18 protein-coding genes are annotated in these 21,204 nt (G+C 51.7%); 13 read left to right on the top strand and 5 right to left on the bottom strand.

The window, feature by feature from the left end:
* Positions 1-66 precede the first annotated feature (66 nt).
* Together mnmH and allS are read right to left on the bottom strand one after the other, a co-directional pair.
* A complete protein-coding gene (gene mnmH, locus ACJHYD_RS19055) occupies positions 67-1,161 on the bottom strand; it encodes a tRNA 2-selenouridine(34) synthase MnmH (protein WP_001550752.1) in 1,095 nt (364 codons plus the stop codon).
* 68 nt (positions 1,162-1,229) lie between these two features.
* Positions 1,230-2,156 (bottom strand): HTH-type transcriptional activator AllS, encoded by a 927-nt coding sequence (gene allS / locus ACJHYD_RS19060; protein ID WP_000460155.1) that lies wholly within the window; start codon positions 2,154-2,156, stop codon positions 1,230-1,232.
* A gap of 229 nt (positions 2,157-2,385) precedes the next feature.
* Here allS and allA point away from each other — a divergent pair, with 229 nt between their 5' ends.
* From allA to glxK, 9 genes are all read left to right on the top strand, one after another.
* A complete protein-coding gene (gene allA, locus ACJHYD_RS19065) occupies positions 2,386-2,868 on the top strand; it encodes an ureidoglycolate lyase (RefSeq protein ID WP_000776388.1) in 483 nt (160 codons plus the stop codon).
* Positions 2,869-2,945: 77 nt separating this feature from the next.
* Positions 2,946-3,761, top strand: a complete 816-nt coding sequence (gene allR / locus ACJHYD_RS19070) for an HTH-type transcriptional repressor AllR (protein ID WP_000141275.1) — start codon at positions 2,946-2,948, stop codon at positions 3,759-3,761.
* Positions 3,762-3,850: 89 nt separating this feature from the next.
* Complete coding sequence (gcl, locus tag ACJHYD_RS19075; protein ID WP_001305518.1) at positions 3,851-5,632, top strand: glyoxylate carboligase; 1,782 nt, start codon at positions 3,851-3,853, stop codon at positions 5,630-5,632.
* Positions 5,633-5,644: 12 nt separating this feature from the next.
* Entirely contained in the window at positions 5,645-6,421 is a 777-nt protein-coding gene (gene hyi, locus ACJHYD_RS19080; protein WP_000943563.1) for a hydroxypyruvate isomerase, read from the top strand.
* Positions 6,422-6,520: 99 nt separating this feature from the next.
* Complete coding sequence (glxR, locus tag ACJHYD_RS19085) at positions 6,521-7,399, top strand: 2-hydroxy-3-oxopropionate reductase (RefSeq protein WP_000765839.1); 879 nt, start codon at positions 6,521-6,523, stop codon at positions 7,397-7,399.
* Between the two features lie 168 nt (positions 7,400-7,567).
* Positions 7,568-9,022 carry an allantoin transporter gene (locus ACJHYD_RS19090; RefSeq protein WP_001550753.1) on the top strand — a complete coding sequence of 485 codons (1,455 nt, stop codon included), beginning with the start codon at positions 7,568-7,570 and terminating at the stop codon, positions 9,020-9,022.
* 60 nt (positions 9,023-9,082) lie between these two features.
* Positions 9,083-10,444 (top strand): allantoinase AllB, encoded by a 1,362-nt coding sequence (gene allB / locus ACJHYD_RS19095; protein ID WP_001550754.1) that lies wholly within the window; start codon positions 9,083-9,085, stop codon positions 10,442-10,444.
* Positions 10,445-10,500: 56 nt separating this feature from the next.
* Positions 10,501-11,802, top strand: coding sequence for a uracil/xanthine transporter (locus ACJHYD_RS19100; RefSeq protein ID WP_001302767.1), 1,302 nt, complete (start codon positions 10,501-10,503; stop codon positions 11,800-11,802).
* Between the two features lie 21 nt (positions 11,803-11,823).
* Positions 11,824-12,969: a glycerate 3-kinase gene (gene glxK, locus ACJHYD_RS19105; protein ID WP_001550755.1), complete on the top strand. Its 1,146-nt coding sequence runs from the start codon at positions 11,824-11,826 to the stop codon at positions 12,967-12,969.
* Positions 12,970-13,098: 129 nt separating this feature from the next.
* Here glxK and allE read toward each other — a convergent pair whose 3' ends face one another.
* From allE to allD, 3 genes are read right to left on the bottom strand one after another with little or no spacing between them, the layout of a single operon-like run.
* Positions 13,099-13,884 carry a (S)-ureidoglycine aminohydrolase gene (gene allE / locus ACJHYD_RS19110; RefSeq protein WP_001550756.1) on the bottom strand — a complete coding sequence of 262 codons (786 nt, stop codon included), beginning with the start codon at positions 13,882-13,884 and terminating at the stop codon, positions 13,099-13,101.
* Between the two features lie 10 nt (positions 13,885-13,894).
* Positions 13,895-15,130 (bottom strand): allantoate deiminase, encoded by a 1,236-nt coding sequence (gene allC / locus ACJHYD_RS19115; protein WP_001550757.1) that lies wholly within the window; start codon positions 15,128-15,130, stop codon positions 13,895-13,897.
* Positions 15,131-15,151: 21 nt separating this feature from the next.
* A complete protein-coding gene (gene allD / locus ACJHYD_RS19120; protein WP_000703911.1) occupies positions 15,152-16,201 on the bottom strand; it encodes an ureidoglycolate dehydrogenase in 1,050 nt (349 codons plus the stop codon).
* A gap of 316 nt (positions 16,202-16,517) precedes the next feature.
* Between allD and ACJHYD_RS19125 the strand changes: the two genes are divergently transcribed.
* Genes ACJHYD_RS19125 through ACJHYD_RS19140 form a run of 4 tightly spaced genes read left to right on the top strand, consistent with a single transcriptional unit; the run spans position 16,518 to position 21,170 of the window.
* A complete protein-coding gene (locus ACJHYD_RS19125) occupies positions 16,518-18,185 on the top strand; it encodes an acyl-CoA synthetase FdrA (RefSeq protein WP_001550758.1) in 1,668 nt (555 codons plus the stop codon).
* A 9-nt stretch (positions 18,186-18,194) separates the two neighbouring features.
* The gene (locus ACJHYD_RS19130) at positions 18,195-19,454 is read left to right on the top strand and encodes a DUF1116 domain-containing protein (protein ID WP_001550759.1); all 1,260 of its coding nucleotides are present in this window, start codon (positions 18,195-18,197) and stop codon (positions 19,452-19,454) included.
* Between the two features lie 10 nt (positions 19,455-19,464).
* On the top strand, positions 19,465-20,280 hold the full coding sequence (locus ACJHYD_RS19135) for a DUF2877 domain-containing protein (protein WP_001550760.1): 816 nt from the start codon (positions 19,465-19,467) through the stop codon (positions 20,278-20,280).
* Positions 20,277-21,170, top strand: a complete 894-nt coding sequence (locus ACJHYD_RS19140) for a carbamate kinase (RefSeq protein WP_001550761.1) — start codon at positions 20,277-20,279, stop codon at positions 21,168-21,170. The genes ACJHYD_RS19135 and ACJHYD_RS19140 overlap by 4 nt, the downstream gene beginning before the upstream one ends.
* Positions 21,171-21,204 lie beyond the last annotated feature (34 nt).

Here is a 21,204-nt window from a genome sequence, read left to right on the forward strand (position 1 = left end):
TTTATATCTGTATTCTGGTGCAACCATTCTGTTCTCACGACAATCGCCGTTTCAGAATACCGCCCATCACTGCGCCTTAACCCATTCCGCCACTTCCGCCCACTCACCGCGAAAGACAACTTTTTCAGCTTTTTTCTCAAGCTGATAGCGATACATCGGGTCGTAATATTCTTCAAGTAACGGCACCAGCCAGGCCAGATGACCGTCGGTGCTGCCGGTGGTGAGTTGCGTTGTCAGCGCAGCATCCAGCCTTGCAGCCAGTTCGTTATATCGCTGTAACCCCAGCCGACGCTTAATCGCCGAAAGTCCGTGATGCAGGTATTCGCAATATTCCTGCCAGCCCTGTTCGTCGCCGTACGCGTGGGTAAAATCATGATGCATACGCAAGAAATACTCTTCGTTCAGGCGCTCAAGACGGATCTCAAACGGATCTTCTACCACCGCAATCGCCGCCTGGGTCATTCGTTCGCGCAGACATTCCGGCAGGTGATTCGAACCGATCATCCGGCTTTCATCTTCCAGCACCCACAGGCGCAAATTCTGACGGGCGTCGGTTTTTAGCATTTCGGCAGCCAGCAGGTTTTCAAAACTTGCCTGGCTAAGTTGTGGTTGTAACGTGCGACCAAACGCCGAACCGCGATGACGCGCCAGCCCTTCCAGATCAACACCGTTTGGCTGTTGTTGCACTAATAGCGTTTTACCGCTGCCGGTACAACCGCCAATCAGCACTATCGGTTTTTGTGACAGTTCAATGGTCGCCTGAATCGCGGTCTGGCGCAGTGCCTTATAACCGCCTTCTACCAGCGGATAATCAATCCCCGCTGCATGCAACCAGCTTTGCACAATATGTGAGCGCTGACCGCCACGGGCGCAGCAGAGAATACCTTGCGGATTTTGCAGGCACGCTGCCCGCCAGGCGTCTATACGCTGCTGACGAATTTCACCCGCCACCAGTTTATGCCCCAGCGCCAGCGCCGCGTCTGACCCTTGCTGTTTATAGCAGGTTCCAACGGCGGCGCGTTCATCGTTATTCATTAACGGCAGATTGATAGCGGCGGGCATTGCGCCTTGCTCAAACTCTATAGGGGCACGAACATCAATAATGGGCGTATCAGCAATCAGCAGGGCACGATAGTCCTGTTCCGTGTGTCTCTCTTGCATAGTTAAAAGTGAACCTCAAATCAGCTTGCGCGCTATTTTACGCGCCAACGCGCAAGGAAACTTGATTTTTAACTGCGTGGGTTGCCGAAAATTTCTAAAAATCCGCTGATTTCTGGCCTGCGCTGGGTAAACAAGGTCACAATATCTTCTACCGCTTTGCCGCTGCCAAATTTGCGCCATGCCAGACTCAATGGCGAAGGAGGGCGCATCGTTGGGATTACCCGGCTGACCAGTTGTTGATTATCGATCATTGACTGGCAAAGTGATTTTGGCAAAAAACCAATGCCAACGCCCGCCAGATGGGCGGCGATTTTCGTTTCCATATCGGGAACAATAATCTCTTTTTGCCCCGGCAATCGCCAGGCGACGCGTTTGGTTAGTGTTCGGGCGCTGTCTTCAATATTGACCGCCGGAAAGCGCCGCAACTGTGCTTCTGTTAGCGGCTCTTCAACGTTCGCCAGCGGATGATCCGCCGCCATGACAAAGCGCCATTGCACCGATCCTAAGGGATCAAGACTAAAGGTATTTGCCAGCGCCTCGGTTCCCGTGACGCCGATAGCCAGTGAAAAACCTTCGTACAATAGCGAGTCCCAGACGCCCATATAGATTTGTCGGGAGATGTGAAACTGGGTAAACGGGTAACGTTCATTCAGCCACGCCAGCAGCTGGGCGACGGCCTGGGGGGTGTAGAGCAGGTTGTTGATGACAATATTCACCTGGCGTTCCACGCCATCATTCACCTGTTGCAGCTCGCTGGGCATACTTTCCAGCCAGCTCAGCCAGTCTCTGGCCTGAGAAAGTAGATGCTCGCCAGCCGCTGTCAACGTCACGCTGCGAGTCGTGCGGAAAAACAGCGCCACTCCGGTATTCTCTTCCAGAAGTTTAATGCGATAACTGATCGTCGCCGTGGTTTTACACAATCGTTCTGCCGCTTTTGAAAAACTTCCTGTTTCAGCAACCGCAATGAAAGTCCGCAAGGTTTCTGGATCGAACATCTTCAGGCATCCCCTTTTAAATCAGCAAGTTGCGTGATTTTCTTATCCTCTGGTTTATCAGTATTTTTACATGATAACCCTGTTCAATTTGTGGACTAAATCTAGTTTTGGAAAAATATTCCAAGTTTTGTGTTGATGTTGTTCTCTTAAGGTTTTAGATTGCCTGTTATTGAAACCAAGCTGACCGGTCGGCGGTGGTTGAACGGAATTATGTTACAAGGACAAAAAGATGAAACTTCAGGTATTACCGTTAAGTCAGGAAGCCTTTAGTGCTTATGGCGATGTAATCGAAACGCAGCAACGGGATTTTTTCCATATTAACAATGGTCTGGTAGAGCGTTACCACGATTTGGCGCTGGTTGAGATTCTTGAGCAAGACCGTACGCTCATCAGCATTAACCGCGCGCAACCGGCGAATCTGCCGCTGACCATTCACGAACTCGAACGTCATCCGCTGGGCACTCAGGCCTTTATCCCGATGAAAGGTGAAGTGTTTGTGGTGGTCGTGGCGTTAGGTGACGACAAACCAGACCTGTCAACGCTGCGGGCGTTTATCACCAACGGTGAACAGGGGGTGAATTACCATCGTAATGTCTGGCATCACCCACTTTTCGCCTGGCAGCGCGTCACCGATTTTCTGACCATCGATCGCGGCGGCAGTGACAACTGTGATGTTGAAAGTATTCCTGAACAGGAACTCTGTTTTGCGTGACGCCTGCAACCGACTTGCATAAGATAAACTAATTGTTCATTGTTTATGCTCACTTGTAGGTCGGAGTTAACGTAGGTATGACGGAAGTTAGACGGCGCGGCAGGCCAGGACAGGCGGAGCCTGTGGCACAGAAGGGCGCACAGGCGTTAGAGCGGGGAATTGCGATTCTGCAATATCTGGAAAAAAGTGGGGGAAGTTCATCGGTTAGCGATATTTCTCTCAATCTGGATTTGCCGCTCTCCACGACCTTTCGCTTGCTGAAGGTTTTACAGGCAGCGGATTTTGTCTATCAGGACAGTCAGTTAGGCTGGTGGCATATAGGATTAGGTGTCTTTAATGTCGGTGCGGCGTACATCCATAACCGCGATGTCCTCTCCGTCGCCGGGCCGTTTATGCGCCGCCTGATGTTACTTTCCGGCGAAACGGTCAATGTCGCGATTCGTAACGGCAATGAAGCAGTATTAATTGGTCAGTTAGAGTGTAAATCGATGGTCAGGATGTGTGCGCCACTGGGCAGTCGTCTGCCGCTGCATGCTTCCGGTGCGGGCAAGGCGTTGCTTTATCCGCTGGCGGAAGAGGAGTTGATGAGCATCATTCTGCAAACCGGTTTGCAGCAGTTTACGCCAACTACGCTTGTGGATATGCCCACCTTGCTGAAGGACCTGGAACAAGCGCGTGAACTGGGCTATACCGTAGATAAAGAAGAGCATGTTGTAGGTCTGAATTGCATAGCTTCAGCAATTTACGATGATGTAGGTAGCGTTGTTGCCGCTATCTCCATCTCCGGGCCTTCATCAAGACTGACAGAAGATCGTTTTGTCAGTCAGGGTGAGCTGGTCAGAGACACCGCCCGCGATATCAGCACGGCGTTGGGACTGAAAGCACATCCATAGTGTCTGTCGCATCCCGCTCTGCGGAGCGGGTTTTTTTGACAAAATTTGAAAGTTGGAAAATTTTTCCAATTTATAGAGGTAGGAATAAAATGGCAAAAATGAGAGCCGTTGACGCGGCAATGTATGTGCTGGAGAAAGAAGGTATCACCACCGCCTTCGGCGTTCCGGGAGCAGCAATCAATCCGTTCTATTCAGCGATGCGTAAGCACGGCGGTATTCGTCACATTCTGGCGCGTCATGTGGAAGGTGCTTCGCACATGGCGGAAGGTTATACCCGCGCAACGGCAGGGAATATCGGCGTATGTCTGGGGACTTCCGGTCCTGCGGGCACGGACATGATCACCGCGCTCTATTCCGCTTCTGCTGATTCCATTCCTATTCTGTGTATTACCGGCCAGGCTCCGCGCGCCCGTCTGCATAAAGAAGATTTCCAGGCCGTTGATATTGAAGCAATTGCTAAACCGGTCAGCAAAATGGCGGTTACAGTTCGTGAAGCGGCGCTGGTGCCTCGTGTGCTGCAACAGGCGTTTCACCTGATGCGTTCTGGTCGCCCGGGTCCGGTACTGGTGGATTTACCGTTCGACGTTCAGGTTGCGGAAATCGAGTTTGATCCTGACATGTACGAACCGCTGCCGGTCTACAAACCTGCTGCCAGCCGTATGCAGATCGAAAAAGCGGTAGAAATGTTAATTCAGGCCGAACGTCCGGTGATTGTTGCCGGGGGCGGGGTAATCAATGCTGACGCTGCTGCACTGTTACAACAGTTTGCTGAACTGACCAGCGTTCCGGTGATCCCAACGCTGATGGGCTGGGGCTGTATTCCCGACGATCATGAACTGATGGCCGGGATGGTGGGTCTGCAAACCGCGCATCGTTACGGTAACGCAACGCTACTGGCGTCCGACATGGTGTTTGGTATCGGTAACCGTTTTGCGAACCGTCATACCGGTTCGGTAGAGAAATACACCGAAGGGCGCAAAATCGTTCATATCGATATTGAGCCGACGCAAATTGGCCGCGTGCTGTGTCCGGATCTCGGCATTGTCTCTGATGCTAAAGCGGCGCTGACGCTGCTGGTTGAAGTGGCGCAGGAGATGCAAAAAGCGGGTCGTCTGCCGTGTCGTAAAGAATGGGTCGCCGACTGCCAGCAGCGCAAACGCACTTTGCTGCGCAAAACCCACTTCGACAACGTGCCGGTGAAACCGCAGCGCGTGTATGAAGAGATGAACAAAGCCTTTGGTCGCGATGTTTGTTATGTCACCACCATTGGCCTGTCACAAATCGCTGCGGCACAAATGCTGCATGTCTTTAAAGACCGCCACTGGATCAACTGTGGGCAGGCAGGCCCGCTGGGCTGGACCATTCCGGCGGCGCTGGGGGTTTGTGCCGCTGATCCAGAGCGCAAAGTGGTGGCGATTTCCGGTGACTTCGACTTCCAGTTTCTGATTGAAGAATTAGCCGTTGGCGCACAGTTCAACATTCCGTACATCCATGTACTGGTCAATAACGCCTATCTGGGTCTGATTCGCCAGTCGCAGCGCGCGTTTGATATGGATTACTGCGTACAGCTCGCGTTCGAAAATATTAACTCCAGTGAAGTGAACGGGTACGGCGTCGACCACGTAAAAGTAGCGGAAGGTTTAGGTTGTAAAGCGATTCGGGTCTTCAAACCGGAAGATATTGCACCAGCCTTTGAACAGGCGAAAGCCTTAATGGCGCAATATCGGGTACCGGTAGTCGTGGAAGTTATTCTCGAGCGTGTGACCAATATTTCGATGGGCAGCGAACTGGATAACGTCATGGAATTTGAAGATATCGCCGATAACGCAGTGGACGCACCGACTGAAACCTGCTTCATGCACTATGAATAAGGGAGATAAATAATGTTACGTTTCTCTGCTAATTTATCGATGTTATTTGGTGAATATGATTTTCTCGCCCGTTTTGAGAAAGCTGCGCAGTGTGGTTTTCGCGGCGTTGAATTTATGTTCCCTTATGACTATGACATTGAAGAATTAAAACAGGTGCTGGCGAGTAATAAACTCGAACATACGTTGCACAATTTACCGGCAGGTGACTGGGCGGCGGGCGAGCGGGGTATTGCTTGTATTCCTGGTCGTGAAGAAGAGTTTCGGGATGGCGTAGCAGCAGCGATTCGTTATGCTCGTGCGCTGGGTAATAAAAAAATTAACTGTCTGGTCGGTAAAACGCCGGCTGGTTTCAGCAGTGAACAGATTCACACAACGCTTGTAGAAAACCTGCGTTATGCCGCGAATATGCTGATGAAAGAAGATATTTTATTACTGATTGAACCTATCAACCATTTTGATATTCCTGGTTTCCATCTCACCGGAACTCGCCAGGCACTGAAACTGATTGATGATGTTGGTTGCTGCAATTTGAAAATTCAGTATGACATTTATCACATGCAGCGGATGGAAGGTGAATTAACCAACACTATGACGCAATGGGCCGATAAAATTGGTCACCTGCAAATTGCCGATAATCCGCATCGCGGGGAACCGGGGACCGGAGAAATTAATTATGATTATCTCTTTAAGGTAATCGAAAATTCTGACTACAACGGTTGGGTTGGGTGTGAATATAAACCCCAAACTACCACGGAAGCCGGTTTACGCTGGATGGATCCGTACCGTTAAAACGTAACGCTATTCAGACAATGCTTTTTTAGGCCGCTAAGTTGGCAGGGGATCGTGTTGTCTGAATTCAGGAAAAGCGAAATTTAAAAGAGGTTAATTATGAAACTGGGATTTATTGGCTTAGGCATTATGGGTACACCGATGGCCATTAATCTGGCGCGTGCCGGTCATCAACTGCATGTCACAACCATTGGTCCGGTTGCTGATGAATTACTGTCACTGGGTGCCGTCAGTGTTGAAACTGCGCGCCAGGTAACGGAAGCATCGGACATCATTTTTATTATGGTGCCGGATACACCACAGGTTGAAGAAGTTCTGTTCGGTGAAAATGGTTGTACCAAAGCCTCGCTGAAGGGCAAAACCATTGTTGATATGAGCTCCATTTCCCCGATCGAAACTAAGCGTTTCGCTCGTCAGGTGAATGAACTGGGCGGTGATTATCTCGATGCGCCCGTCTCCGGCGGTGAAATCGGCGCGCGTGAAGGGACGTTGTCGATTATGGTTGGCGGTGACGAAGCGGTATTTGAACGTGTTAAACCGCTGTTTGAACTGCTCGGTAAAAATATCACCCTCGTGGGCGGTAACGGCGACGGTCAAACCTGCAAAGTGGCAAATCAGATTATCGTGGCGCTCAATATTGAAGCGGTTTCTGAAGCCCTGCTATTTGCTTCAAAAGCCGGAGCGGATCCGGTACGTGTGCGCCAGGCGCTGATGGGCGGCTTTGCTTCCTCACGTATTCTGGAAGTTCACGGTGAGCGCATGATTAAACGCACCTTTAATCCAGGTTTTAAAATTGCGCTGCACCAGAAAGATCTCAACCTGGCACTGCAAAGTGCGAAAGCACTTGCGCTGAACCTGCCAAACACTGCGACCTGCCAGGAGTTATTTAATACCTGTGCGGCAAACGGTGGCAGCCAGTTGGATCACTCTGCGTTAGTGCAGGCGCTGGAATTAATGGCTAACCATAAACTGGCCTGATACCCACAATAAAAATGGCCGATATCAGAAAATGAATCGGCCAGCAATATTAAAAAAGAAAGCAGCCAAAGATGTTGCTTCAGTATTAAAAATAATATTTTTATTTTATTTGTTCCTCATAGCTAGATTAAAACAACGTTATTCGATACGTGAAATTAAGAGGGATTTATGGAACATCAGAGAAAACTATTCCAGCAACGCGGCTATAGCGAAGATCTATTGCCGAAAACGCAAAGCCAGCGGACCTGGAAAACATTTAACTATTTTACCTTATGGATGGGTTCGGTTCATAACGTTCCCAATTATGTGATGGTCGGCGGCTTTTTTATTCTCGGCTTGTCTACCTTTAGTATTATGCTGGCAATTATTCTCAGCGCCTTTTTCATTGCCGCGGTAATGGTATTAAACGGCGCTGCGGGCAGTAAATACGGCGTACCGTTTGCCATGATCCTGCGTGCTTCTTACGGCGTACGTGGCGCACTGTTTCCCGGATTATTAAGAGGCGGGATTGCTGCCATTATGTGGTTTGGCCTGCAATGTTACGCTGGATCGCTGGCCTGCTTGATCCTGATTGGCAAAATCTGGCCGGGATTTTTAACTCTCGGTGGTGATTTTACCCTGTTAGGGCTTTCTCTACCGGGCTTAATCACTTTCTTACTCTTCTGGCTGGTGAACGTCGGAATCGGTTTCGGTGGTGGCAAAGTTTTAAATAAATTCACTGCCATTCTTAACCCGTGCATCTATATCGTTTTCGGCGGTATGGCGATTTGGGCGATTTCGCTGGTCGGGCTCGGTCCAATCTTTGACTACATTCCGAGCGGTATTCAGAAAGCAGAAAACAGTGGCTTCCTGTTCCTGGTGGTGATTAACGCGGTAGTTGCGGTCTGGGCGGCACCGGCGGTGAGCGCATCCGACTTTACGCAAAACGCCCACTCGTTTCGTGAGCAGGCGCTGGGGCAAACGCTCGGTTTAGTTGTGGCCTATATTCTGTTTGCGGTCGCCGGGGTATGTATTATTGCCGGAGCCAGTATTCACTACGGCGCTGACACCTGGAACGTGCTGGATATTGTTCAGCGTTGGGATAGCCTGTTTGCCTCGTTCTTTGCGGTACTGGTTATTCTGATGACGACTATCTCTACTAACGCCACCGGTAATATTATTCCGGCCGGTTATCAGATTGCCGCTATTGCACCGACAAAACTGACCTATAAAAACGGCGTACTGATTGCCAGTATTATCAGCCTGCTGATCTGCCCGTGGAAATTAATGGAAAATCAGGACAGTATTTATCTGTTCCTCGATATTATCGGCGGAATGCTGGGTCCGGTAATTGGTGTCATGATGGCGCATTATTTTGTGGTGATGCGTGGGCAAATTAATCTTGATGAACTGTACACCGCACCTGGCGATTATAAATATTACGATAACGGTTTTAACCTCACCGCGTTTTCAGTAACTCTGGTGGCCGTTATTTTATCTCTTGGCGGTAAGTTTATTCCCTTTATGGAACCGTTATCTCGTGTTTCATGGTTTGTCGGCGTCATCGTCGCCTTTGCGGCCTACGCCTTATTAAAGAAACGTACTACAGCAGAAAACACAGGAGAACAAAAAGTCACAGGTTAATTAATCCCGATATTGAACATTGAGTAAAAAAACCAATCTGTATTTTACAAGGAGTTTGTTATGTCTTTTGATTTAATCATTAAAAACGGCACTGTTATTTTAGAAAACGAAGCTCGCGTTGTAGATATCGCCGTTAAAGGCGGAAAAATTGCTGCTATCGGTCAGGATCTGGGCGATGCAAAAGAAGTTATGGATGCGTCTGGTCTGGTGGTTTCGCCAGGCATGGTTGATGCGCACACCCATATTTCTGAACCGGGTCGTAGCCACTGGGAAGGTTATGAAACTGGTACTCGCGCAGCGGCAAAAGGTGGTATCACCACCATGATCGAAATGCCGCTCAACCAGCTGCCTGCAACGGTTGACCGCGCTTCAATTGAACTGAAGTTCGATGCCGCTAAAGGCAAGCTGACTATCGATGCGGCACAACTCGGTGGCCTGGTGTCTTACAACATCGACCGTCTGCATGAGCTGGATGAAGTGGGCGTTGTCGGCTTCAAATGCTTCGTCGCAACCTGTGGCGATCGCGGTATCGACAACGACTTCCGTGATGTAAACGACTGGCAGTTCTTCAAAGGTGCGCAGAAGCTGGGCGAACTGGGGCAGCCGGTGCTGGTGCACTGCGAAAACGCGCTGATCTGTGATGCACTGGGCGAAGAAGCGAAAAGTGAAGGTCGCGTAACTGCCCATGACTATGTGGCTTCGCGTCCGGTATTTACCGAAGTGGAAGCGATTCGCCGCGTACTGTACCTGGCGAAAGTTGCCGGTTGCCGTCTGCACGTTTGCCATATCAGCAGCCCGGAAGGCGTTGAAGAAGTGACTCGTGCACGTCAGGAAGGTCAGGACGTTACTTGTGAATCCTGCCCGCATTACTTCGTACTGGATACCGATCAGTTCGAAGAAATCGGTACTCTGGCGAAGTGTTCACCGCCGATCCGCGATCTGGAAAACCAGAAAGGCATGTGGGAAAAACTGTTTAACGGTGAAATCGACTGCCTGGTTTCCGACCACTCACCATGCCCGCCGGAAATGAAAGCTGGCAACATCATGAAAGCATGGGGTGGTATCGCCGGTCTGCAAAGCTGCATGGACGTGATGTTCGATGAAGCGGTACAGAAACGCGGAATGTCTCTGCCAATGTTCGGCAAATTAATGGCGACTAACGCAGCAGATATTTTCGGTCTGCAGCAAAAAGGCCGTATCGCCCCAGGAAAAGATGCCGACTTCGTCTTCATTCAGCCGAATAGCAGCTATGTTCTTACCAATGACGATCTGGAATATCGCCACAAAGTCAGCCCGTATGTTGGCCGTACCATTGGCGCGCGTATCACGAAAACCATCTTACGTGGTGATGTGATTTACGACATCGAACAGGGCTTCCCTGTTGCGCCGAAAGGTCAATTTATCCTTAAACATCAGCAGTAATCTGGCCCCTGCAATGCCCGTCCTTGCGGCGGGCATTCTCCGGTTAAGGTGTGTTTATGTTCAATTTTGCAGTGAGCCGCGAAAGCCTGTTATCAGGATTTCAGTGGTTTTTCTTTATTTTTTGCAACACGGTTGTGGTTCCTCCTACGCTACTTTCTGCTTTTCAGTTGCCGCAAAGTAGCCTGCTTACGCTCACGCAATATGCTTTTCTTGCTACCGCACTGGCCTGCTTCGCTCAGGCGTTCTGCGGTCATCGTCGCGCTATTATGGAAGGGCCCGGTGGCCTGTGGTGGGGAACCATCCTTACTATCACCCTTGGTGAAGCATCGCGCGGGACACCGATCAACGATATCGCTACCAGCCTGGCGGTGGGGATTGCTCTCTCTGGCGTGCTGACGATGTTGATTGGTTTTAGCGGATTAGGCCATCGCCTGGCACGGTTATTTACGCCGTCGGTGATGGTCTTGTTTATGTTGATGCTGGGCGCGCAGCTGACCACTATCTTTTTCAAAGGTATGCTCGGGCTGCCGTTTGGCATAGCCGACCCGAATTTTAAAATTCAGTTACCGCCGTTCGCGCTCTCGGTGGCGGTGATGTGCCTGGTACTGGCGATGATTATTTTCCTGCCGCAACGTTTTGCCCGTTATGGCCTGCTGGTCGGCACCATAACCGGCTGGTTGTTGTGGTACTTTTGCTTTCCTTCTTCGCATTCGCTCTCCGGTGAGTTGCACTGGCAGTGGTTCCCGCTCGGCAGTGGCGGTGCTTTGTCTCCGGGGATTATTCTGACGGCGGTGATTACAGGTCTGGTGAATATCAGCAATACCTACGGTGCGATTCGGGGCACGGATGTTTTTTATCCGCAGCAGGGCGCGGGGAATACGCGTTATCGTCGCAGCTTTGTGGCGACCGGATTTATGACACTGATAACTGTACCGCTGGCGGTAATTCCATTTTCACCGTTTGTTTCATCCATTGGTTTATTAACCCAGACTGGCGATTACACGCGGCGTTCGTTTATTTATGGCAGCGTTATTTGCCTGCTGGTGGCGCTGGTTCCGGCACTCACACGACTGTTTTGCAGTATCCCTTTACCCGTGAGTAGCGCGGTCATGCTGGTTTCTTATCTGCCTTTACTCTTTTCGGCGCTGGTGTTTAGCCAGCAAATAACCTTTACCGCTCGCAATATTTATCGACTCGCATTACCGTTATTTGTCGGCATATTTTTAATGGCATTACCGCCTGTGTATCTGCAAGACCTTCCATTAACGCTGCGTCCTCTGCTCAGTAACGGCTTATTGGTCGGGATCTTACTGGCTGTTCTTATGGATAACCTTATTCCGTGGGAACGCATCGAATAATTTGTTGAAAAAGGATTGATAATGAAGATTGTCATTGCGCCAGACTCTTTTAAAGAGAGCTTAAGTGCAGAAAAATGTTGTCAGGCAATTAAAGCCGGGTTTTCGACCCTCTTTCCCGATGCGAACTATATCTGTTTGCCGATAGCGGATGGCGGCGAAGGGACGGTGGATGCGATGGTCGCCGCGACGGGTGGTAACATCGTGACGCTTGAAGTCTGCGGGCCGATGGGCGAAAAAGTGAATGCTTTTTATGGCCTTACCGGCGACGGGAAAACAGCGGTGATTGAGATGGCGGCAGCAAGTGGCCTGATGCTGGTCGCGCCTGAAAAGCGTAATCCGTTGCTGGCCTCCAGTTTTGGTACGGGGGAGTTAATTCGTCATGCGCTGGATAACGGCATTCGCCATATTATTCTCGGCATTGGCGGCAGTGCGACGGTCGACGGCGGTATGGGCATGGCGCAGGCGCTTGGTGTGCGTTTCCTTGATGCCGACGGCCAGGTGCTGGCGGCTAACGGCGGCAATTTAGCGCGCGTGGCAAGCATTGAAATGGATGAATGCGATCCGCGTCTGGCGAACTGCCATATTGAAGTAGCATGTGACGTTGATAACCCGCTGGTAGGGGCACGCGGCGCGGCGGCGGTGTTTGGCCCGCAAAAAGGGGCAACGCCGGAGATGGTCGAAGAACTTGAACAGGGGCTGCAAAATTACGCCCGTGTTTTACAACAGCAAACTGAAATTAATGTCTGCCAGATGGCGGGCGGCGGCGCTGCGGGCGGTATGGGTATTGCGGCGGCGGTATTCCTCAATGCGGATATTAAACCGGGCATTGAAATTGTGTTGAATGCGGTCAATCTTGCGCAGGCAGTGCAGGGCGCAGCACTGGTGATCACCGGGGAAGGGCGCATCGACTCGCAAACGGCAGGCGGTAAAGCGCCGCTGGGTGTGGCGTCGGTGGCGAAGCAGTTTAATGTACCGGTGATTGGGATTGCTGGCGTATTGGGTGATGGCGTGGAAGTGGTGCACCAGTACGGCATTGATGCGGTATTCAGCATTTTGCCACGTCTGGCACCTTTAGCCGAAGTGCTCGCCAGCGGTGAAATCAATCTCTTCAACAGCGCGCGAAATATTGCCTGCGCCATTAAAATAGGTCAGGGAATTAAAAACTGACTCTTGCCATTAGAGCGGATGCATTTTATCCCGCATCCGTTTTTTACCTGAATTTACCGCAAAAAAAGCCACGGTATAAACCGTGGCAAAATCCAACATAGCTAAAAATAATCAGGCGAGTGGTATGACTTAAATCTCTACGTCGCGGTTGCAATCTTTTGAGTAAATATAACTAAACGCTTCACCACGTCCTACGCCATAACCGGCCTGTAAGGAATAAGCGCCCATAAAGATGTAATCGCCTTTTTTCACCGGGATCCAGTTATTGTCGAGGTTATAAACCCCCTGACCGGAAAGAATATAGGCACCGTGTTCCTGGACGTGAGTTTCGATATAACCGTGGCTGGCACCTGGCGCAAAAGAGAGGATATGCATGTTCATATCAAAACCTAACTCTTTGGGCAGAAAATCCAGCAGAATAACATCGTCCATGCCTTCATAATGAATGCGTTCGAGTTCGCAGGCATTGCCAGAAACCAGCCACGGCGCATGACCTTCTACCGGAACATAGCGACGCTTATATAAAAAGATTTGGCTGTCTTCGGCATGGGCGTTAACAAACGTCATTAAGGAGCCTGGCGGGCAATAAAGATAGCCACCTTCACTTAAGGTAAATGTTTTCCCTTCGGCTTTGGCAGTGATATTTCCAGAGATCACATACAGGAACGTTTCAATGCCTTCGCCACCGAAGCCCTGTTGGTTGCCGCCGTTTTGATGCAGTGTGACCAGATAATCAACAAAAGAGGCCCCCAGCTTTGGCGTGGAGAGGATTGTCGCGTCACAATTTTCAAAGCCCGGAATAATATTTTTTACCAGACCGTCCGGGGTTAGCAGCGCGAAATTACCGTGTTTAACAATCGCACGGTTAGCCAGTAAATCATCGCGGTAACCGGTGACGTTATTTAAATATCCCATTTATAACTCCTTATTTCTGCCAGGCAAGTTGATAAAGCATGAGTGCCAACGTTTTGACCCCTTCGGCAAGGTCGGTAATATTGGTGCGTTCCGCCGGGTTATGGCTGATCCCGTTGATGCTGGGGATAAAAATCATGCAGGTTGGTACGCGAGGCGCGAAAATTTGCGCGTCGTGCCCGGCACCACTGTGCATCACCCGGTAATTCAGTTTTTCTCTTTCACACAATTCTGTCAGGGTGGCGACCAGGTCCTTATTCATCGGCACGGGTTCTTCGTCCATCCATAAATCGATATCAATACCAATGTCCATTTCATCGCAAATCGCCCGCATGTCGTTTTCTAACTGCTGGGTGAAATCGCGCAGCACGGCAGCGTCGGTATGACGACAATCAATGGTGAACGTGGTTTTACCCGGCACCACATTCACCGTATTCGGGCGCGGCTCTACTTTGCCAAAGGTCAGAACCAGCGGATCGCCCATTTTTTTCGCTTTTTCGACAGACTGATGGCAAATGCGACTGAAAGCGTAAACCGTATCACGACGATAACCCATCGGCGTGGTGCCTGCATGGTTTGATTCGCCGTTCAGCGTCACCGTATAACGACGCTGCCCGACAATTGCATTCACCACGCCAATTGACTGCCCATTACTTTCCAGCACACAGCCCTGTTCAATATGCAGTTCAACAAAGGCTTTAATATCCTGACGCGGAGTTAGTGGGGCGTTCGGCAGAGTAAATCCGCAAGCCTTCATCGCATCGACAAAACTATTTCCTTTGGCATCACAGATATTCCGCACGTCGTCAGGATTCGCCAGCCCAAAGATATTTTTACTGCCCCAGAAGACATACGGGAAGCGGCTGCCTTCTTCTTCTGCCATCGCCACCACTTCGACCGTACGTAACGGCGCGCCGTATTGCGTTTTCAACCAGTCAATTGCCAGCCACGCCGCCAGCGCGCCGAATTGCCCGTCGAGGTTACCGCCGTTAACCACGGTATCGATATGCGAACCGCTCAGAACCACTTCCTGTGGATATTCGGTGCCACTCAGGCGACCGTATAAATTCCCCACTTCATCGAAACGTGTTTCCAGCCCGCTTGCTGCCATTCTTTTTTTAAATTGCTGCTGGGTTTCCAGCCATTCCGGCGAATAAAGTAAACGGGTCATCCCACCCGTTGGGTCAGCGCCAAAAGAGGAAAGCCAGGGCAGCGTTTCTTCTATGGCTTGACGGAAATGTGTAATCATAAGAAAGTCCTGTCTCAATAATTATTGCGCAAAGGGATTTTTCGTTTCGTATGACGTGTTATAAAGCGCGTCTGAAATTAAATACTGGTAAATATCATCAACAATTTCGATGCCTTCGACGGCGGCTTTGCGTTGTTTAATATCCTGATCCTGTCCGGGATAATAAACCTGGTTAAAACCGGGCGCGGGGGTAATGGCATTTAATTCGCGCATGGTCTGGCTAAGATGTTGACGGAATAATTCGCTGGAGGAGAAAAAGTTCGGGTTAATAACGATATGTAATTGCCCCAAATTACGCCCGGCGTGTAAATCGTCATACATCGAACTAACCTGTCGCCCGAACGGTAAGCCGAGTAAGACGCCTGAGAGGACGTCAATCATCATCATCAGGCCATACCCTTTCGGCCCGGCGGCGGGGAGCAGAGCATGTACCGCGAACGGATCGGTTGTTGGTGCTCCGTTTTTATCGACCGCCCAGGTATCCGGGATAGACATATTACGCGAGCGGGCGTCGAGCACTTTTCCCCATGCCTGTACGGTAGTCGCCATATCAAAGGTAAGGATCTCGTCGCCTTCTCCCGGCGCGGCAAAGGCCAGTGGGTTAGTACCGTAGTAAATTTCCGCGCCGCCAAACGGCACCACCATTGGATCGGACTGGCACATCGAAATGCCAATTAACCCTGCGCGAGCTGCCTGCTGTACAAAATAAGAGATTGCGCCGCTGTGACCCATCCGGCTGATACCGACCACCGCAACGCCATTTTGCTGGGCGGTTTTTATGGCATGTTCCATACCCATTTTCGCCGCGACCTGTCCGGCGGCATTGTCGGCATGTAAAATTGCCGAACACGGCCCGGTTTCTTCAAGACGAAATTCCGGTTCACGGTTGGTGCCGCCTTTTGAAATGCGTTCTGCGTAGTATTCAACACGCACCGCGCCATGAGAGTGGATCCCTCTGGCATCGGCGTAAACCAATACTTCAGCCACGGTTGCAGCGTGCTCACGTTTTAACCCAGCCTGGCAGAGTTTATTCTCGATTAGCTGGTGGAGTGTTTCCCGACTGATTTTCATCTGTCTTCCTTTTTAACGACGGTGTGAAGCATGACTGCAATTAACATACAGGGAAAATATCTGGATTATGTGATCCAGACAGGCAAAAAAATATAGTTAGAATTTATTTGATAATCCGCTCGCTTTTAACCTGGTTTTTAAAACAACCACGCTTATTAAAAAATAACACGTAATAGCCTGGCGGTTATTTGAATTCTTTTGTTAATAATCCCTGTGTGATATTCATCACCTTATTTTCCCGTTGTCATCGATACCGTAATTGCCACATTAACACTGCTCGTGCAATTGCCATGGGTGCAATTTTTAAGGAGTTGTTATGATCCACGCCTTTATTAAAAAAGGGTGTTTTCAGGATTCGGTCAGTTTAATGATTATTTCACGAAAACTAAGCGAATCAGAAAATGTTGATGATGTTTCTGTAATGATGGGTACGCCCGCCAATAAAGCGTTATTAGAGACGACAGGTTTCTGGCATGACGATTTTAATAACGCCACGCCGAACGATATTTGCGTGGCAATTCGTAGCGAAGCGGCGGATGCGGGGATCGCGCAGGCGATTATGCAACAGCTTGAAGAGGCGCTAAAACAACTGGCGCAGGGGTCAGGCAGCAGCCAGGCGTTGACGCAGGTGCGTCGCTGGGACAGTGCCTGTCAGAAATTACCCGACGCCAGTCTGGCGCTGATTTCAGTGGCTGGCGAGTATGCGGCGGAGCTGGCGAATCAGGCGCTGGATCGCAACCTCAACGTGATGATGTTCTCCGATAACGTCACGCTGGAAGATGAAATCCAACTTAAAACCCGCGCGCGGGAAAAAGGCTTGCTGGTGATGGGGCCGGACTGCGGTACGTCGATGATTGCCGGCACGCCGCTGGCTTTTGCTAACGTGATGCCGGAAGGCAACATTGGCGTCATTGGCGCTTCCGGTACCGGGATTCAGGAGCTGTGCTCGCAGATTGCGCTGGCAGGGGAGGGAATTACCCACGCGATTGGTCTTGGCGGGCGCGACCTCAGCCGTGAAGTGGGCGGCATCAGTGCGCTGACGGCGCTGGAAATGCTCAGTGCAGACGAGAAAAGCGAAGTGCTGGCATTTGTTTCAAAACCACCTGCCGAAGCGGTGCGTCTGAAAATTGTTAATGCCATGAAAGCAACCGGCAAACCGACGGTGGCGCTGTTTTTAGGTTATACCCCGGCGGTGGCCCGCGACGAGAATGTCTGGTTTGCCTCCTCGCTGGATGAGGCCGCACGCCTGGCTTGCCTGCTTTCACGCGTTACGGCGCGACGTAACGCGATAACGCCTGCCAGCAGCGGATTTATTTGCGGTTTGTATACCGGCGGTACGCTGGCTGCCGAAGCGGCGGGATTACTTGCCGGACACCTTGGCGTGGAAGCCGATGATGCCCATCATCACGGCATGATGCTCGACGCCGACGGACATCAGATCCTCGACCTGGGCGATGATTTTTACACCGTCGGGCGTCCCCATCCGATGATCGACCCGACCTTACGCAACCTGTTAATTGCCGATCTCGGCGCTAAACCGCAAGTGCGCGTGTTGCTGCTTGATGTCGTGATTGGCTTCGGTGCGACTGCCGATCCTGCCGCCTCGCTGGTGAGCGCCTGGCAAAAAGCCTGTGCCGCGCGTCCAGACAATCAACCACTGTATGCCATTGCCACGGTGACAGGCACCGAACGTGACCCGCAATGCCGCTCGCAACAAATCGCCACGCTGGAAGATGCGGGGATCGCGGTCGTGAGTTCGCTGCCGGAAGCCACCTTGCTGGCGGCAGCGTTAATTCATCCGCTCTCGCCTGCCACACAGCAACACACACCGTCATTACTGGAAAACGTCGCCGTGATTAACATCGGATTACGCAGCTTTGCGCTGGCGCTACAAAGCGCCAGCAAACCGGTTGTGCATTACCAATGGTCGCCAGTCGCCGGCGGCAATAAAAAACTGGCTCGTTTATTAGAACGTTTGCAATAAGGGGTTCCCATGTTTACATCAGTGGCGCAAGCCAATGCTGCGGTTATCGAACAAATTCGTCGTGCTCGTCCACACTGGCTGGATGTGCAACCGGCTTCTTCACTTATCAGCGAACTAAACGAGGGCAAAACACTGCTTCACGCCGGGCCGCCAATGCGCTGGCAGGAGATGACCGGACCCATGAAAGGGGCATGTGTGGGCGCATGTCTGTTTGAAGGCTGGGCGAAAGATGAAGCGCAGGCGCTGGCAATGCTGGATCAGGGGGAAGTGAACTTCATTCCTTGTCACCATGTGAATGCCGTCGGGCCAATGGGCGGCATTACTTCTGCCAGTATGCCGATGCTGGTGGTCGAGAACGTGACCGACGGCAACCGGGCGTACTGCAACCTCAACGAAGGTATCGGCAAAGTGATGCGTTTTGGCGCTTACGGCGAAGATGTCCTGACTCGCCATCGCTGGATGCGCGATGTGTTAATGCCAGTATTAAGCGCGGCGCTGGGGCGCATGGAGCGCGGTATCGATCTCACGGCGATGATGGCGCAGGGCATTACCATGGGCGATGAGTTCCATCAACGCAACATTGCTTCCTCTGCACTGTTAATGCGTGCGCTGGCCCCACAAATTGCTCGCCTCGATCATGATAAACAGCACATTGCGGAAGTGATGGATTTCCTCAACGTGACCGATCAGTTCTTCCTCAACCTCGCGATGGCCTACTGCAAGGCGGCGATGGATGCTGGCGCGATGATCCGCGCAGGCAGCATCGTTACGGCTATGACCCGCAACGGCAATATGTTCGGGATTCGGGTCAGCGGGCTGGGTGAACGCTGGTTTACTGCGCCTGTAAACACTCCGCAAGGTCTGTTTTTCACCGGCTTCTCGCAGGAGCAGGCAAACCCGGATATGGGCGATAGCGCGATTACCGAAACCTTTGGTATCGGAGGTGCGGCAATGATCGCAGCGCCTGGCGTAACGCGCTTTGTCGGTGCGGGTGGCATGGAAGCGGCCAGAGCGGTATCTGAAGAGATGGCGGAAATTTACCTTGAACGCAATATGCAGTTGCAGATCCCCGGCTGGGATTTTCAGGGCGCGTGCCTGGGACTGGACATTCGTCGCGTGGTAGAAACCGGCATTACGCCACTCATCAATACCGGTATCGCCCATAAAGAGGCGGGGATCGGGCAGATTGGCGCAGGCACCGTGCGGGCACCGCTGGCCTGCTTTGAACAGGCGCTGGAAGCACTGGCTGAAAGCATGGGGATAGGTTGAGGAACGCGCAATGACGATCATCCATCCTCTACTTGCCAGCCGTAGCGCACCGAATTATCGCCAGTCATGGCGGTTAGCGGGCGTGTGGCGACGGGCGATTAACCTGATGACGGAAAGCGGCGAACTGTTAACGCTGCATCGTCAGGGTAGTGGTTTCGGCCCCGGCGGATGGGTGCTTCGCCGCGCGCAATTCGATGTGTTATGCGGTGGATTATGCGGCAATGAACGACCACAGGTTGTGGCGCAAGGGATTCGCCTCGGGCGTTTCACGGTTAAACAGCCACAGCGTTATTGTTTGCTGCGTATTACGCCGCCTGCGCATCCTCAACCGCTTGCCGTTGCATGGATGCAACGCGCGGAGGAAACCGGGCTTTTCGGGCCACTGGCATTGGCGGCAAGCGATCCGCTGCCTGCTGAATTACGCCAGTTTCGTCACTGTTTTCAGGCCGCGCTCAATGGCGTTAAGACCGACTGGCGGCACTGGCTGGGTAAAGGCCCCGGATTAACGCCAAGTCATGATGACACGCTGAGCGGAATGCTGCTGGCGGCCTGGTATTATGGCGCTTTAGATGCGCGCTCCGGTCGCCCGTTTTTTGCCTGTTCCGACAATCTTCAACTCGTTACCACTGCGGTGAGCGTCAGTTATTTACGTTATGCCGCGCAAGGATATTTCGCCTCGCCACTCCTGCACTTTGTTCATGCTCTGAGTTGCCCGAAACGTACCGCAGCGGCGATTGATTCGCTGCTGGCGCTGGGGCACACGTCAGGGGCAGATACGCTGTTGGGGTTCTGGCTTGGTCAACAATTATTACAAGGAAAACCATGAAAACACTGGTTGTAGCTCTTGGGGGCAACGCCTTACTCCAGCGCGGTGAGGCGCTGACGGCGGAAAATCAATATCGCAATATCGCCAGTGCTGTACCCGCGTTGACGCGCCTGGCCCGTTCTTATCGGCTGGCGATTGTTCACGGCAACGGGCCACAGGTGGGGCTGCTGGCGTTACAGAATCTGGCGTGGAAAGAGGTAGAACCGTATCCGCTGGATGTGCTGGTGGCGGAAAGCCAGGGGATGATTGGCTATATGCTGGCGCAGAGTTTGAGCGCGCAGCCGCAGATGCCGCCTGTCACGACGGTGCTGACGCGCATTGAAGTTTCGCCTGATGATCCGGCGTTTTTGCAGCCAGAGAAGTTTATTGGTCCGGTTTATCTGCCAGAAGAACAAGAGGCACTGGAAGCAGCTTACGGCTGGCAGATGAAACGTGATGGTAAATACTTGCGCCGGGTGGTGGCGTCTCCGCAACCGCGTAAAATTCTCGACAGCGAAGCCATCGAGTTGTTGCTCAAAGAGGGGCATGTGGTGATTTGCAGTGGCGGCGGCGGTGTGCCTGTGACGGAAGATGGGGCAGGGAGTGAAGCAGTGATTGATAAAGATCTCGCCGCTGCGTTGCTCGCCGAGCAGATTAATGCCGATGGGCTGGTGATCCTCACCGATGCTGATGCGGTATATGAAAACTGGGGAACGCCACAGCAACGTGCCATTCGCCATGCCACACCGGATGAGTTAGCGCCATTTGCCAAAGCCGATGGTTCGATGGGGCCTAAGGTGACTGCGGTGAGTGGTTATGTCAGAAGCCGTGGTAAACCTGCGTGGATTGGGGCGTTATCGCGGATTGAAGAGACGCTGGCGGGCGAAGCGGGGACCTGTATTTCGCTGTAGTGATGAGAGCATCCGGCAATCGTCGCACCATGCC

Source organism: Escherichia sp. WS1368, from assembly GCF_046487485.1.
Lineage (GTDB): Bacteria > Pseudomonadota > Gammaproteobacteria > Enterobacterales > Enterobacteriaceae > Escherichia > Escherichia coli.